This is a genomic window from Bradyrhizobium sp. USDA 3240, from assembly GCF_054063295.1.
In genome coordinates this window covers 5694040-5709688 of sequence record NZ_JBSSGD010000002.1, presented here as the reverse complement: position 1 = coordinate 5709688, position 15649 = coordinate 5694040, and the positions used below count along the sequence as shown (strand labels likewise).

The window sequence follows — 15649 nt, the reverse complement described above, 5'->3', positions numbered from 1 at the left end:
GCAGGCCGCGCACCCTATTTTTGAACGGCACGCGGATTGCTGGGCAAGGAGCAAGGGGCTGCCGCGTCGAAAGCTCCTCGCGGCGAACCACCCTCGGAGTTCCAATGAGGCTTATCCGATTGATCCTGGTCGATCTGAGTTTGATGCTGCTTGCTCCGCAAAAAGCGGAAGCCATCAATATCGGCGCCAGCGCACATTTTAATTTCGGCTATCAACACTGTGGCGCCATTGGATTGCCAGCCGCGAGGCCGTATTGAACTGGCGCGATAGCCCACGCCTCCACAGCGAAACGACGGAAGCCATGCCATTTCAACGATTGGATAATCTCCGTCCGGCCAACCCGGCTACGAATTGCGCGACACTGGAACCCCACCTTACCTGTGTCATCGGCAAACGCGCGCGGGAGCGTTCGATTGCCGCGATGTTCGATGGCGCGGAGACGCATAAGATGCCGGCTGTCGTAACACCGTCAATCTGCAATCCAGCGACCACCTAGTGGCCTCCCCTGGGGCGGAGACCGCGCGCTGGAACCAAACAGACTGGATTGTCGGCGGCATGGTGATCATCTCCCTTGCGGCCATTCCGCCCGCGACCGTGATTGATCGCTACAGCAGAGGTGCAGGCAAGTGAGATACGCAAAACCTGGCCATATCGAAGTCGCCTTCAACGGCTCTCTCGCAAGAGTCCCCCTAGATGCACAATTCAGCGTACCAGCTAAAGGTGTCACGGCAGTTTTCGGTCCCCCTGGGTGCGGCAAGACCACGCTCGCGCGCTGCATCGCCGGCTTTCAGCGCCTACCGAGCGGATTCTGCGCGATCGATGGCGAGATTTGGCAGGACGAGACCACGTTTCGGCCGCCCCATCTGCGTCCCGTCACGTATGTATTCCACCGACCGGTCCTTTTTTCCCATTTGTCCGTCAAGCGTACCCTTTTGTATAACGCGAAACAATCCAAGCCAGCACTGATCGACTTTGATGGTGTTGTCGAATTGCTCGACTTGGCGTCACTGCTTGACAGTTCGCCATCACACCTTTCGGGCGCCGAGCGACAGCGGCTTGCCCTTGGCAGCGCGCTGTTGGCCCAACCCCGGCTACTTTTGCTGGATGACCCGCTCATTTTGCTCGACCGCCCCGCCAAACGCGAGATTATGCCATTTCTCGAGCGCATACGTGAACAGCTCACGTTGCCGATGATCTATATCAGCCATGACATGGCTGACATCGAGCGCTTTGCTGATCATCTCATCATGATGAAAAATGGCGTTGTGACTGCGGTCGGTCCCCTGCATGCCACACAGAGCAATCCAGCGCTTGCCGTGCGCGGCGAAGCGGCGGTCTGCATCGACACCGTAGTCGGCGGCTATGACGGGCGCTACGGGCTGATCATCCTCCGCCTCCAAGGTGCGCGTCTGTTGATACCTGGACCGCCCTTGAGACCAGGCGCGCAGCTCCGGCTGCGCATCGCAGCCAGCGACGTCAGCATCGCGCGCGAGGCCCCGCGCGCAAGTTCCATGCTCAATATCTTTCCGGCACGCATCAAGGCCTCTCTGCCGTTCGACGAAGCTGAGGTCACGTTGATTCTGGCTCTCGAAACTGGCCGTTCGGGCGCGCCACTTTTGGCCCGCATCACACGCCGCTCCTTTGATGAACTAGGCCTTAGCAATGGAACGGGCGTATTCGCCGAGGTCGCGCGAGCCTTGCCGGCCGTGCTCCCCGAGCGGTTGCTCGTAACGCCTTCCACACCGGCAGGAGAAGCTCGACACGTAAGTGTCGACGCGAGAAACAAACAGAAATCGGACCACGGCCATGATCGGCAACCTTGAAGAAATCGATCCGAATGCTGTGGCTGCGATTTTCTACCGGCCGAAAGACGACGTCGATAGGTTGCTCGCCGATTTCGTTCAGGATCTTGCGCGGCAAGCCGTACGCGTCGACGGCATCGTCCAGCGTCGCTTCTGGGCAACAAACGGTACGCACCTATGCTTGCAGTGGACGTTGCGACGGGGCAAGAGATCTCGATTTATCAGTCACTCGGCAGCGGAGCTACGTCCGGTAATCTCAATACGACTGGACTTGCCGAAGCCGCAGCTGTCGCTTCCCGGGCGCTTTGCGACAAGGTCGATCTCCTTGTGATCAGCACATTTTGCCAGACAAGAAGCCGTTGGCCACGGCCAGCGCGCCAAATTCACAGAGGCCATCACCCGCCGTGTGCCACTCTTGACGGCCGTTCCAAGAGCATGTCTTGCTGATTGGCAAACTTTCACTGGGGACATTGGTAGGTTGCTACTAGTGTCGAGGAATGGTGGCGCGATATCTCCATCCCGCCAGCGCGCCGCCCGGGCGTTAGTCGCGGCTGCGGCCATTTGGGCGCTATGATACCGGACAGCTTGATGACGTATGTGTGTAGTTCGGATATGTTGACCCCGAAATTACCCGTCGGGCTACTTCGCCGACAACGAAAGCAAGCTTAGCTCCGGCGTCCGCCCAACATTGTGAGCCACCGTGATGCTCTGTGAACGTGCTGATTGCGGACCCTGATCGGCAAGAAGCCGCACTTCGACAAGCTGCGCGCGTGCTTTACCCGGTCGACGCTAGCATCACCCCCTCAGTCGGTTTTGCAGTGCCTGTCGATCGAAGACGGATCGTCGATTCAGGTCCGATTGCCGTCTTTGCTGCAGTCCTCGAACCCGGACCGTGCACTGGCTGCGGATCTTCGGAACCGCGGCAACCCAATCGCCACATAGCATGGCCCTAACCGATACTCCAACGCGAACATCGCGCATCCGCAAAGCATGATTGAAAGCGAGTGTGAGATTCAATCGAAACATGGATCAAATGCACGCAGCCACGTCACTAGTTGGCGTCGTCTCAGCAATCGGGTCTTGAGAACGGATGGCATATAGCTTGCTTCACCGGTGAGGCACGATTACCATAAAACAAACTCGTGAGGACAGCATGCTTGGAATTGGAAACCAGTTGCCGCCGTTCGAAGTCACAGGCGTGAAGCCCGGCTTTCAAGCGCAAGAAGAAGAAGGACAGAGTGCGTTCGAGACGCTGACAGAAACAAGCTTTCCAGAAAAGTGGAAGATCATCTTCTTTTATCCCAAGGACTTTACGTTCGTCTGCCCAACCGAAATCGCCGAGTTTGGCCGGCTGTCCAAGGAATTCGCCGACCGCGATGCGATCGTACTGGGCGGTTCAACCGACAACGAGTTCTGCAAGCTCGCCTGGCGACGCTCACATGTCGACCTTCACAACCTACCGATCTGGCAGTTTGCCGACACAAAGGGGGCCCTGGTCGATGGCCTTGGCGTGCGTTCACCCGAGGGTGTCGCCTATCGCTACACCTTTATCGTTGACCCCGACAACACAATCCAACACGTCTATGCGACTAATCTCAATGTCGGGCGCAGCCCCAAGGACACACTCCGCGTTCTGGACGCGCTGCAAACCGACGAGCTCTGTCCCTGCAACCGCGAAGTCGGCGGCAAAACCCTGAAGGTTGCATGAGGCCCCGTGTCGTCGATCGAGCAATTGCACGAGAAGATTCCCGATTGTGCCAAGGACGTCAGGCTCAATCTGACGTCCTTGGTGGCCGATGAGACGCTCTCGCCGCAGCGACAATATGGCTTGATCCTCGCGACCGCGATTGCCACCCGCAATGCGGCCCTTATTTGCCGCGATGGAATCGGCTGCGGCCGCCGTGATGACGCCTGAGGCAATCGCCGCCGTGAAATCCGCCGCTTCTGTGATGGCAATGAACAACGTTTACTACCGCTTCGTTCACCTTGTCTCCAACACCATGCAACCACGGCTGCGCATGAACGTGATCGGCAATCCCGGAGCGGACAAGTCCGACTTCGAGCTCTGGTCGTTGGCGGTCTCAGCTATAAACGGCTGCGGTGCCTGTATTGACGCCCACGAGAAGACGCTGCGGGCCGCTGGCGTAAGTTCCGAAGCCATCCAGACCGCCGTGCGCTTTGCCGCGATCGTGCAGTCAGTGGCAGTTGCTATCGAGGCCGCAGGGTCTACTCCCCCTTAGGCGACCGGCTGATTCCTCCTTTTCCACCGGTTTGACACCGTTGTGGCGCAGTTCAGTGGCGCCACAACCATTCCTACGCGCATCCCGAGTGATCGTGATATCCTGATGCAATGTCTGTCTTGTGGGTGTCCTCTCGAGGTGCGCGCCTCGGTTCGAACTTGAACCCGTGCAGAGAGGCGGAATGCGCAACTGTGACGGCGAGATCCTCCTTTACATGGCGATCATACTGCTATGCTCGTTCACTTTCAGCCAAACTTGAACAACACCCCATATCCGCCGCGCGGATGGCTCCATTGGATGTCGCCGGTGGGCTCGGCGATCACGCGGCAGGTGCCGCACTCGATGCAACCGTCGACGGTTACCTCAACCTGTCCATTGTCGTTGAGTTCGTAGCATCGTGCGGGGCAGACTTTCAAGAGCGCAAGCAGTTCCGCCGACGGCGTTGTGTGCGCGCGTACCTTGACGTGGGGCTGACCGATGTCGACAAGATATCGGTTGTAATACAGCTTGTCTTCGACGCGCACCGAGGGCTCGACATTCATGCTTTGACCTTCCATTGCTGAACCTCACATTATTGGCGGTCAGCGCCAGGCCCGGGCAAAGCGAGACGCATCGCCGATCAGGCCCCTCCATGACCGCGCCTTGACAAAGGATTTCAGGGTCGCCTTCTCCTTCTCAAGCTTCGGCGTCCCATCGACGCGCACAAAGTTCTGCATCGCCTTGGAGATGAGCTGCGGATAGGTAAGAAAGAAGTTTTGCGAATGGGTGTGCATCAGCATGGGCAAGTCCTTGTACTTCTTGAGATCCTTGATCACGAAGGAATCGGCTAGCATCTTCCTGTAGAGCGACAGATTTTTCGCCGTCATGGGCTCGCGGCGCGACTTCATCTCGGCGATTGCTTCCGCCGCGATGCGGCCTGAGGTCATCGCAAGATTGGACCCCTCACGATGGATGGCGTTGTTGAGCTGCGCCGCGTCCCCCACCACTACCCACCCATCACCGTAGAGCTGCGGGATTGCCTTGTAGCCGCCTTCGGGAATGAGATGCGCCGCATACTCCTTGATTTCAGAACCTGCGATCAGCGGTGCCACGGACGGATGCTGCTTGAAATGATCGAGCATGCCGTAGGGTGTCTGGCCGGTGCGCTGGAAATCGGCGACGAGACAGCCGATGCCGACCGAAATGCATTCCTTGTTGGCATAGACGAAACCCATTCCAGTCATGCCGCGAGAAATGGTTCCGGCCGCCTCGATCACGACGCCCTCATCGCCCTTAAGATTGAAACGCGCCTCGATGGTTTCGCGAGGCAAAAAGTGCATTTCCTTCACCGCGAGCGCGACGTTATCGGGTGTCGGCCGCGCGCGCAGGCCAGCGCGCGTCCCGAGCAGTCCATTGACACCCTCGGCCAGCACGACAACGTCGGCATGTATTTCGCCGCCGCCGCGATCTGTACGAACTCCCACAACCCTCTCACGGTCGTCTCGCACGAGCTCGGTGACTGTCGTCTCGCACAACACGGTCGCCCCGGCCTCCCGCACCTTCGACGAGAACCACTTGTCAAACGGCGCGCGTATGATCGTGTAGCGGTTCGGCCGCTCCTCGTTGAAGTCATCCGAGCGGTAGTGCATGCCGACGTGGGAGCGATCGTCCAGTAGCCAGAACCGCTGTTCGACCAGATGACGTTCGAGCGGCGCTTCCTCGCGAAAGTCGGGGATCAGCCTCTCCATCATATCCGCATAGAGGATCGCGCCCTGCACATTCTTCGATCCGGGGTACTCGCCCCGCTCGAGCTGCAGCACCTGCAGGCCGCACTTGGCCATGGTCAAGGCCGCTGCATTGCCTGCCATACCCGCTCCGACCACGATCGCGTCGAACCTCTCCTCAATCATCATCGTCTCCTTTAGACTGCGATCCGAGCACGGGAATTCGGCAAAAGCCGCGCCCGAAACGCAGCTGTCAGCGCCGGTAGCAGATGCAGCGCGTCACTGACGATCGCGACATGGGCGAAGTCGAAGATCGGCGCGTTCTTGTCGGTATTGATGGCGACGATCAGATCCGCCCCCTCCACACCGACCCTGTGCTGGATCGCGCCGGAAATTCCGGCAGCAATATAGAGCTTTGGCCGGATGGTCTTGCCGGTTTGGCCGATCTGCCGGTCAGACGTAACCCATCCTTTTTGCACCAGAGGACGCGAGCAGCCATACTCGGCGCCAAGCAGAGTTGCGAGCTCGCGCACCAGCCGAAAATTGTCAGGCGCCCCCAGCCCCAAGCCGCCGGCAACCACGACATCGGCGTAGGCCAAATTGGACGTTTCCGAATCGCGATCGGGGATGAAGGAGAGCACTTTCGTGACGATATCGTCTTCAACGAGGCCAAGTGGGTGGATAATGATACGAGCGGCATCGCGTACCACACGCTCTGGCATCGGCATGACGCGTGGGCGAACGGTTGCCATCTGGGGACGATAATTCAAGGTATAGATCGTGCAGAGCAGCGAGCCGCCAAAGGTCGGACGCGTTGCTGCAAGCGAACCATCGGTGTCGACGTCGAGCGCGGTACAGTCGGCAGTGAGCCCTGTCGACAAGGTCGTCGCCACGGAACCTGCAAGATCGCGACCGAGTGTCGTCGCACCCAATAGCAGAATCTCCGGCTTGTAGGTGTTGACGAGTTCGGTTAGCGCTTTGGTATAGGACTCGTTGCGATAATCTGACAGGACATTGTCACTCACGAGATAAGCCAGATCTGCGCCATAGCAAAAGGATTCAAGCGCGGCGTTACGCGTGGGCTGTCCCTCCGGGCCGATAACGACCGCAGCTAGATTCACCTTCAGCCTGTCGGCGAGCCTGCGCCCCGCACCCATCAGCTCCCAGGAAACCGGGTGCACTTGGCCGCGCTCCTGCTCGACGAAGACCCAGACATGCCTATATGCTTTAAAGTGCTCGGGCAGTTCCTTTTTCGCTGCCGCTCGGCCGCCAGCCGCCAGCGTGCTCGTTTTTATGACATTGCTCATGCTCTAGATCCTCTCAAAATAACGCGCGCACGCACCACGGGATTGCTTTCTACTTCGCTCAACGGAAGATCACTTTTGGTCAGTGCCTGACCGGCCGCTCGCCCGTCTCGTCCGTTCGGCGCGCCCCACCACGCGGCGAGACGCGCCGCCGCGGTAGACGTAGCGGACGGGCCAGACTTCGTAGAGATGCTCGACCTTGGTTCCTTGCGCGCTCCCTTCGACGAGCGCCACCGCGGCGGCCAGGCCGCCGCGGTCAATCTGACCGGCGGCTGCCAGCCTTGGGTCAGTCAGTCCGGTGATCGCGCAATACCGGCGTCTCGCTTTCGGCCCCGCGCTCCGCGTTGACTGTGACGGCCAGAGGGATCTGGCCACCGCTCCTGACACGCAATCCCAGCCCTGCCTCCGGCGCCGACAACTCATAAGAGCCGACGTTGGCCCCGTTTCTTGAGGCATCTTGCCATCGGCCATGGAGCGGATGGGGATCTGCGCATGACCGGAGGCCTGCGCGATGCGGACGACCATGTGCATACCCGCTCCGGGCGTAGCGTGGACGGGTGACTTACCCATTGACCACCATCTCGCGGTCCATGCCGGCTTCGGTCGCGTCAAAGGCTATTTCGAACGGCATTGGCGTGAGCCATAAGATCATGCCGCAGCGCTCGGCGGACAGTAGAAGCGATGTCATAGGTCCTCCTTCAAATCTCATCTCGGACGGCCACCATCTGTCGGCATCGAAGACGGGATCGGCAGGACAACAGCAAGTGTCGTACCAGTCGAAAGAACCATGGAATTTCGCGCGAAAGCAACGTCTTGGAAGACACTTAAAATGGCCCCTGACACCACGGGCACGAGCAGCAGCTCAGACATGGGTCGGGAATACGACAGCGCGGCTCGCGTCAGGCTGCAGAGGGGTCGATTTGAATGAAGACGAAGGCTGTACAAGACACCGTCACCCGGCCAGGTGGGACAAACCACGCCGCAGTGGAGCACGAAATCACTTCAGCGCGCTCAACGGGACAAACGCCACCGACTTGTTAGGGTCTGCGACGGCTTCCTTTAAGACCTTGAACACTCGCTGCTCGATCGGTGACGATGCCACGAAATCGGCATAGGCTTGCTCCAGCATCGCTTTGCACCGAGCTCTGATCTCGGGCTCTGCGGCACCGGCGAACTGCTCCTTGGCAAAATATTGTCCCATGCGCTTTAGGATATGAAGGCGCGCAACATTGACGATTTTCGGCTCGTAATCGACGCCTAGCAGCGAAAAGAACTCTTCCGCCGACGAGGCCTTGCTGAGCCGATCCAGGATCCCGGCTGGCGAGCATGAGTTGCTCATTGCAAAAATCTCCCTTGGGTTAGTTCGTCGACGTTCGACGAGTTGTGGCAGCACCCACGATTCTGCTGCAGGCCTTAGCTCGCGCGGCTGCTCTCCACGGCCAAAGCCTGGCCCTGGAAAGCTGCGTCCACAATACCGCGGCCCACGGGCTCGCCGGTGACGACTCAGCACCGATGAAAAGACGCCTCACCTTGCTTGTTGCCATGCCCAATTCGAACTCGACTGCAGAGCGCCGGGATACACGACCTGTCGCGGAGCGCTTGGGCGCGGCATCGCCTTGGATACATGATGGGCTCGCGTTGTAGTGGCGCTAGCCAGCCCCCCTCTCCGAACCGCCAAATCCGGACGAGGCGTTCGAAGATTCCTGTGGCAACTCAGATGGGCCAGTCGCCGCGGACAACCGGGCGAGCCGCCTGCAACAGAAAGTCGCGCCGGCGCTCGGCCAACCGGCTCTCGCCGCTTTCCTCGCCGAAGCAGAGGCTAAAGTCGTTACATTGCGTACAGACGGGCGTCGTGCACATTACGAGGCCTTCATCCTCGCACAGCGTGCGGTAGAAAAAGCGCTTCCAGCGCATATTGTTGATATTGCGCGCGGCGAGCGGCGCGAAGTGGCGGCTGAGCAGCCGAGAGAGTTCGGCACGATTGCGTAATCCCAAGCCTTCCCACAGGTGGTCCGGCTCAATGGCGCGGCGCGCGATCATCGCGGCCAGCCAGCGACCAATATGTCCTTCCGTCGAGCGCTGCTTGAGCAAAAGATCGCGCACCATTGCGATCTCGTCGCTCTCATCGCACTCGACCGACAGGAGCCGCTCCACGAGCTTGACCCCTACCGAGGGAAAGTACCGCTCCAGCAAGGCCGCTAGCTCGTGGCCGGACAGGCCCGCCTTCTCGGGAAGAGGGCCACCATCCATCGAGGCAATCGCTAGAATAGACGCCAGGACATGGCAATCGAAATTACTGTCAGTGGCAATGTCGGCATCTTCAGGAGGCACACCGGTGAGTAGACGGTAGGTTGCAATTGCTCTGTGCATCCGACTGCTCGCATCAACGGCACAAGCAGCCACAAAAGGAAGAAAGTGCGCTTCGGACATGAATCGATGGATTCCACGATTTGGTTTGCCCTGCCCCATCCTAATCTTGGTCACGGTCGTTCGTCAGAATGCCGGTCTCCCGGATGGGTAGGTGAGGAGACCGGCATCCGTCGCGCGCCTTCACAAGGCCGCGACCCCAACCTTTACGAGGCCGCGAGCTCGGCGGCGGTCTTGCCGACGATGGATTCGTCGACAGGCTTCATAATACCATGCTCCATCAGCATGTCCTCGAGCTCGTCCATGGAGATCGGGGTCGGAATGATGCCCTTGCCGCCATTGTTGTGAACCTTTTTCGCGAGATTGCGATAATGATCGGCCTGCTGCGACTCAGGCGCATACTCCAGCACCGTCATGCGGCGTAACTCGGCATGCTGCACCACATTGTCGCGCGGCACGAAGTAGATCAGCTGAGTGCCCAGCTTCTTGGCCAGAGCCTCCGCCAGTGCCAGCTCCTTATCGGTTTGCCGCTCGTTGCAGATCAGGCCGCCCAGCCGCACGCCGCCGGAATTGGCATATTTCAGGATGCCCTTGGAGATGTTGTTTGCGGCATACATCGCCATCATCTCCCCGGACATGACGATGTAGATCTCCTGGGCCTTGTTCTCGCGGATTGGCATCGCAAAGCCTCCGCAAACGACGTCCCCGAGCACGTCGTAAGAAACGTAGTCAATGTTCTCATAGGCGCCGTTTTCCTCCAGGAAGTTGATCGAGGTGATGACGCCGCGGCCGGCGCAGCCGACCCCTGGCTCAGGACCGCCGGACTCCACGCAGCGGATGTCCTTGTAGCCGACCTTCATCACGTCCTCGAGCTCGAGGTCCTCCACGCTGCCGGCGCTCGCTGCAAGGCTCAAAATCGTGTCCTGCGCCTTGGCATGCAGGATCAGGCGGGTCGAATCCGCCTTCGGGTCGCACCCTACGATCAAGATTTTCTGACCCATCTCGGCCAGCGCCGCCAGCGTGTTCTGTGAAGTGGTCGACTTGCCGATACCACCCTTTCCGTAGAACGCGATTTGTCTCAGTGAAGACATGTTGCTCTCCATCAACCGATTTGCCAAAGTTCCGCGCTTCGTACGCGCCAGCTTGTTCTCGTTCAGAAACGGGGCACACGGGTTCAAGGGAAGGAGCGCATCGCTCGTCTTAAGCGTCGGCGTGCACTCAGCCCTCACTCAGTGTTGCTACCGCTCATTAGCAACCACCATGCCAACGCCTGTCCGCGCGCATTAAGCTCCTGATTACGTTTTGAAAAACGCCAGCGAGCCGATGCGTGATCCTGGCTGTTTTGGACCTGACAGGATCTGCGCAGCTGTCAGGAAACCAACAAGTGGCCAGAACCAATCAATCGGAAAAGCCGGTCTGGCGCGCTTGTCCGATGCATCATGTGTGGAACGGATCTTGCTACTCTTCTTGCAAGCCCCTTGTCGGCGATCGGAGGAGAGTGAGGATACAGGTTGGCGGCGAAACCTTGCAGGTAGTGTTTCGCCGGTGGTGTTCGATCTGCCGCGCGACCTGTAATTCAATGCAGCATGAACCAGATCGGGGCGCACGAGCTTACCGCCCAAGACGCCTTTTAAGCGTCCCCCATGGGTTGACGCCAAATGCACTCCTGCTCGGTGCCTTCTTTCCGAGACCGAAAGGAGCTCATCGATGAGTTAGCGGCTCAATTTCAGAATGTCCGGATCTTGGTCGTTTGCAAACGCTCGAGGAGGCCAAGTCGGTCGGCGGCATGAGCCGCGGCAGGTGGTAAAGCCGCTGACCTTGGAGATGGTTCTCAAAAAAGGTCGAATGCCATCTGGAACGCGGCGGTCGCCGGCCCGATCGTTCAGCGCAGCGTACCTACATAAGGAGCAGGCCATGGCGACAATTATCTTTTATCAAAAACCCGGCTGCGACACCAATGCGTGTCAGATGCAGGCGCTGAAGGCCGCTGGCCATGACGTGATAGCCAAGAACATCTTGAAGGAGCGATGGACCGCCGAGGATTTACGCCTCTTCTTCGGCAATAAGCCGATCGCATCCTGGTTCAACCGAGTCGCGCCTCGTATCAAGTCGGGCGATATCAATCCCGACGAAATCGACGCGGCGAGCGCGCTCGCGTTGATGCTGCGCGATCCGCTCCTGATCCGACGCCCGCTGATCAACGCCGACGGTGCAAGATACGCCGGATTCGATGACGAGCCCGTATTGTCGATGCTTGGCCAGAAGACGCAAGATGATCTCGAGAGATGTCCGCACGAAGGAAAGGCCCCAGGCTGTCTCCAGATGTAATGAGATGATGAATGCTATCGTGCGGAAGCTGACGCGAAGAGCGAAGTTGTCGCCCTCCGACTCCTCAGGGACTGCCGACACGCTTTTCGCCGACAAGCAAGTGTGAGTGGCTCGTCTGTAACACAGCGGAGCCCATGTTGCGCTCCGTGTTAACACAACCCTTTCGCGCTCACGGAGTGTAAGAGGCCGCTGCAGCTAGACCGCCTCCATCGCCCCATGACTCATCTGGCTTGGATCAGATCGATAAGATGATAACCAGTTCCTAGTAGAGTTCGGCTCAGACAGAATATTGAGTCGAATATCGATGAACAGGCGCCACGACGCTTCACGGCCGTGGTGCTTACGCAACTTGGCTGCTTAATTGCGCTACGGCCGTAGCCATTTTGATCGGCATCAAATCCTTCTCCATCCGCGATGTGTGACAGAGGTTCTCGCGCGACTCTTCGCGCGGACTTGGAATGGAGAACTTGATGAAAGCAAGAACCCTTCTGACGACGGCATCGCTGCTCACGCTCGCGACCTTGTTCAGTTCCGTCAGCATCTCGGTACAGGCTGCAGATCTGGCGCCGGCACCGGTCTATTACAAATCGCCCCCGATCGCCCCCTTCAATCCGTGGATGATCCGCCTGCGCGTGCTCGGCGTCTTGCCGGACAGCGCAGGCAGCTCGGTCAGCGTCGCGGGAGCCCGCCGCTGTCGTCACCAAGCTCCGGCCTGTCGATCAGCGATCGAGTGATACCGGAGCTCGACATCACCTATTTCTTCACAAAAACATTGCCGCCGAACTCATTCTCGGCGTGGCCAGCCATCACATCAGCGGTAGCGGCACGCTCAACGGGCTCGATGTTGGAAAGGCCTGGCTATTGCCTCCGACACTGACGCTGCAATATCACTTCACCGATTTCGGGCCGCTCAAGCCCTATATCGGCGCGGGCATCAACTACACCGCATTCTTCAACCAATCAGCAGCCAATACGCCGCTCGCGGGGCTTGCGGTGGCGGATGTACGCATCAGCAACCAGTTTGGCGCCGCGGTCCAATTCGGCTTCGATTACATGCTTGACCGTCACTGGGGCCTCAACTTCGACGTGAAGAAGTTGTGGCTGCGGCCGGATTACTCGGCGACCGTAAACAATGCGATAGCCGTCATCTGGCCGCGCCAATATCGACCCATGGCTCGTCAGCGGCGGAATCACGTACAAGTTATGACGATAGCACAAGCTCCAGGGAAGAGATCGGCTTGTTCAGATGCGAGCGCGACGGCGAGTTTAAGGTGCACCGTCTCGCCAGCGCCGGACTGCACGCGCAACAATGCTCGCTCTGTGAGCTACGAATTGATGGCATGAAGTGGCGGAACGCCTGCATCACTAATAGTGATCGACTAGATTCAGCTCCCTGCCTCCTTGCACGCCGCAGAGTGCCAGCCGCTTATCAAAGGCGGCAATTCAAATCGGTTGTCGCTCTGGGATAGACCGCGCTACAAAGGGGTGACGCTCGGGCCTCATCGGACTCGATCAAGCGCACTACTCTGACCAGTCCGTCTCTCACCGAACATTTTTGAATCCAAGGCCACAGCGACAAGGTCAATGGCCTCCTGTTGCGCACCTCCTTGAGGCGTGAGGGCACCCAGTCACCTTAAGAACGATCGTACAGCTTAACGACCCCAGTCTTTGAACAGAAAGCCGTGCATTCCCGATAGCCCGGACCAAGCGGCGCTAAGCGAAGCCTCTAGTGTACTGAACCAGAAGTTCGCGACATCGGGTCGTGTTTTGCCGGGGGCATTGTACCGGCAGAAGCGTTCGATGGAAGCAAGGATGTCATCGGCAGATTTGGTCCATCGGAAACGGCGTTGTGTCGGCCGATGAACGAAGTGATGTCAGCCCTGAGAGCGGCGACGCTGCGATAGATGCTGCGCCTGATCTTCTTATCGGTGAGGAGCGCGAAGAAGCGCTCGACCTGGTTGAGCCATGACGAACTGGTCGGGGTCAGGTGCACGTGCCACCGCGGCCGTTTAGCCAGCCATTTTCGGATCAAGGGGGTCTTGTGCGTGGCGTAATTGTCCATGACGAGATGGACGTCCGGTTCACGCGGCACGGCAGCTTCGATCTCGTCGAGGAACTTGCGGAACTCAGCAGCACGGTGGCGTCCATAGCACTTGCCGATGACCCGTCCGCTAGCAATGTCGAGGGCGGCGAACAGCGATGTGGTGCCGTGCCTCGTGTAGTCATGGCTTCTTCGGGCCGGCTGGCCGGGACGCATCGGCAGCATCGGCTGACTGCAGTCCACCGCCTGGATTTGGGACTTCTCATGCACACATAGAACGATGGCGTGCTCCGGTGGCGAGACGTAGAGGCCCACAACGTCGCGAATTTTGGCCACGAAGTTCGGATCGGTCGAGAGCTTGAACATCTCTATCCGGTGCGGCTGGAGCCCAAAGGCCCGCCAGATGCGTTGCACCGGCGACACTGATAGGCCGCTGGCCTTCGCCATGTCGCGAGAACTCCAATGGGTGGCGTTCTCGGGGCAACTCTCCAACGTCCTCACGATCACGGCTTCGATGCGGGCATCGTCAACCGTACTTGGCGCCCCGGAGCGCGGCTCGTCATGCAGCCCGTCCACGCGCCGCTCCACAAAACGCCGCCGCCACTTGCCTACCGTCGATCGGTCCAGGCACAGCTTGGCCGCGACGTCCTTGTTCTGACCGCCCTCCGCGCAGGTCAGCACGATCCGGGCTCTCAGAGCCAGCGCCTGCGCTGTCTTCCGCTGCATCGTCGGCGACTTCAGTTCGGCATGCTCTTCATCGCTCAATGCCAGGGGCGCAAGTTGCTGGACCGCCATCAGATCCTCCGTCGCTGCTACAGCTCCATCCTTGGGACGGCGACGCGAATCTATTGCGAATCTACGATTGCGAACTTTGTGAATCAGGACATTAGCTTCGCTTGAGCACCATCACAAGACGGTCCACACGTTTGCCTTGTACGAGATGAGAATTTACGATTTCGTCCACGTCCTCGGGCGTGGTCGCGCGGTACCAGACTCCGTCGGGATAGACGACCATCAAAGGGCCTGAGTTACAAAAGCCGAGGCAGCCCGCCACCGTGAAGCCGACATCGTTCAGACCTTGCGATTCGATCGCCTTGCCCATCCTATCGCACAGGGCTTGCGCGCCCGAGGCGCCGCAGCTGCCGTGCGGATGATTCGGCGGACGCTGCGTATGGCAGGCAAAGACATGATACCTGTAAAGTTGAGGAAGCTCGAATTCGGTTTCTGCGTTCATGCGCCTATCCTGAAATCAAGGGGTTCATCTGAAAAGCGGCAACGCCGGAGTACTTGCCGCACAATCTATTCTTCAGTTGAACGCCGGATCGATCAATTGAAGCAGCTGACTCGTGCTCGCGAAAGCAGCCGAAGCGAGCGGACATCATCGTGCTTGTTAATCGTGCTTGTTATCGGAAAATCCGCGAGCAGATACCTCCGCGTCTGACCGGCCTCCTTGATCAATTTCAACGCCTTCTCCCAAATCGCGACCGTTTCTGCTCACGCATCATTTGCTCAACCATCCAACATGTTCAAGCAACTTCCACGCCAATGCGCAACGCTCGTTTCCGCAACGATCCCTTGCCCGCCTCCGGCGCCACTGACACTCATTGCCGCGGTTACGACAATGTCGTTCTCTCCTGTTCCGGACATGACAAACGTCGCATCATGTTCAACGCTTCAGCTTCAGCTTCAGCTTTCCGCAGTCCGCTCCTGCGATTGGACGGAAGATACTCGCTCGGTCTGTTCAGACCTTGCACGGTCATTTCGCGGAATGAGCCGCGATCGTCGTGATCTGCGTCCCGTCTATCGAGGAGCGCGTATGGCGATCGGCCAGTGAAGAGAGCGCTCTGCCCAGCGGAGTCGGCTA

General features: G+C 59.0%; 12 protein-coding genes and 5 pseudogenes. 8 read left to right on the top strand and 9 right to left on the bottom strand.

The window, feature by feature from the left end:
- Positions 1–104: 104 nt before the first annotated feature.
- From ACVIGA_RS27645 to ACVIGA_RS27620, 6 genes and pseudogenes are all read left to right on the top strand, one after another.
- Entirely contained in the window at positions 105–257 is a 153-nt protein-coding gene (locus ACVIGA_RS27645) for a hypothetical protein (RefSeq protein WP_456668661.1), read from the top strand.
- 369 nt (positions 258–626) lie between these two features.
- Positions 627–1823: a molybdenum ABC transporter ATP-binding protein gene (gene modC / locus ACVIGA_RS27640; protein ID WP_456668660.1), complete on the top strand. Its 1197-nt coding sequence runs from the start codon at positions 627–629 to the stop codon at positions 1821–1823.
- Positions 1807–2249 (top strand): annotated as a pseudogene (locus ACVIGA_RS27635) (DUF2478 domain-containing protein). Before modC ends, ACVIGA_RS27635 begins: the two are co-directional and overlap by 17 nt.
- Positions 2164–2376: pseudogene (locus ACVIGA_RS27630) on the top strand (DUF2478 domain-containing protein); the annotation flags it as partial. The pseudogenes ACVIGA_RS27635 and ACVIGA_RS27630, both read left to right, overlap by 86 nt.
- A gap of 579 nt (positions 2377–2955) precedes the next feature.
- A complete protein-coding gene (locus ACVIGA_RS27625; RefSeq protein ID WP_173643910.1) occupies positions 2956–3510 on the top strand; it encodes a peroxiredoxin in 555 nt (184 codons plus the stop codon).
- A gap of 6 nt (positions 3511–3516) precedes the next feature.
- Positions 3517–4042, top strand: a pseudogene (locus tag ACVIGA_RS27620) (carboxymuconolactone decarboxylase family protein).
- Positions 4043–4287: 245 nt separating this feature from the next.
- Here ACVIGA_RS27620 and ACVIGA_RS27615 read toward each other — a convergent pair.
- From ACVIGA_RS27615 to nifH, 7 genes are all read right to left on the bottom strand, one after another.
- Positions 4288–4584 (bottom strand): ferredoxin family protein, encoded by a 297-nt coding sequence (locus tag ACVIGA_RS27615; RefSeq protein WP_166103753.1) that lies wholly within the window; start codon positions 4582–4584, stop codon positions 4288–4290.
- A gap of 39 nt (positions 4585–4623) precedes the next feature.
- Positions 4624–5931: an FAD-dependent oxidoreductase gene (locus tag ACVIGA_RS27610; RefSeq protein WP_166103756.1), complete on the bottom strand. Its 1308-nt coding sequence runs from the start codon at positions 5929–5931 to the stop codon at positions 4624–4626.
- Positions 5932–5942: 11 nt separating this feature from the next.
- Positions 5943–7052: an electron transfer flavoprotein subunit alpha/FixB family protein gene (locus ACVIGA_RS27605; RefSeq protein ID WP_166103759.1), complete on the bottom strand. Its 1110-nt coding sequence runs from the start codon at positions 7050–7052 to the stop codon at positions 5943–5945.
- A 559-nt stretch (positions 7053–7611) separates the two neighbouring features.
- Entirely contained in the window at positions 7612–7737 is a 126-nt protein-coding gene (locus ACVIGA_RS27600; protein ID WP_256375202.1) for a hypothetical protein, read from the bottom strand.
- Positions 7738–8046: 309 nt separating this feature from the next.
- On the bottom strand, positions 8047–8388 hold the full coding sequence (gene nifW, locus ACVIGA_RS27595) for a nitrogenase stabilizing/protective protein NifW (RefSeq protein WP_456668659.1): 342 nt from the start codon (positions 8386–8388) through the stop codon (positions 8047–8049).
- A 374-nt stretch (positions 8389–8762) separates the two neighbouring features.
- Complete coding sequence (locus ACVIGA_RS27590; RefSeq protein WP_414643292.1) at positions 8763–9479, bottom strand: nitrogen fixation protein NifQ; 717 nt, start codon at positions 9477–9479, stop codon at positions 8763–8765.
- A gap of 143 nt (positions 9480–9622) precedes the next feature.
- On the bottom strand, positions 9623–10507 hold the full coding sequence (gene nifH, locus ACVIGA_RS27585) for a nitrogenase iron protein (RefSeq protein ID WP_173643907.1): 885 nt from the start codon (positions 10505–10507) through the stop codon (positions 9623–9625).
- Positions 10508–11330: 823 nt separating this feature from the next.
- Here nifH and ACVIGA_RS27580 point away from each other — a divergent pair.
- Together ACVIGA_RS27580 and ACVIGA_RS27575 are read left to right on the top strand one after the other, a co-directional pair.
- A complete protein-coding gene (locus ACVIGA_RS27580) occupies positions 11331–11744 on the top strand; it encodes an ArsC/Spx/MgsR family protein (protein WP_173643906.1) in 414 nt (137 codons plus the stop codon).
- A gap of 458 nt (positions 11745–12202) precedes the next feature.
- A pseudogene (locus ACVIGA_RS27575) lies at positions 12203–12951 on the top strand (OmpW/AlkL family protein).
- Between the two features lie 580 nt (positions 12952–13531).
- On the opposite strand, the pseudogene ACVIGA_RS27570 reads toward ACVIGA_RS27575, so the two are convergent.
- Positions 13532–14580: pseudogene (locus ACVIGA_RS27570) on the bottom strand (IS630 family transposase); the annotation flags it as partial.
- 91 nt (positions 14581–14671) lie between these two features.
- Positions 14672–15019, bottom strand: coding sequence for a (2Fe-2S) ferredoxin domain-containing protein (locus ACVIGA_RS27565; RefSeq protein WP_173643905.1), 348 nt, complete (start codon positions 15017–15019; stop codon positions 14672–14674).
- Between the last annotated feature and the right edge of the window lie 630 nt (positions 15020–15649).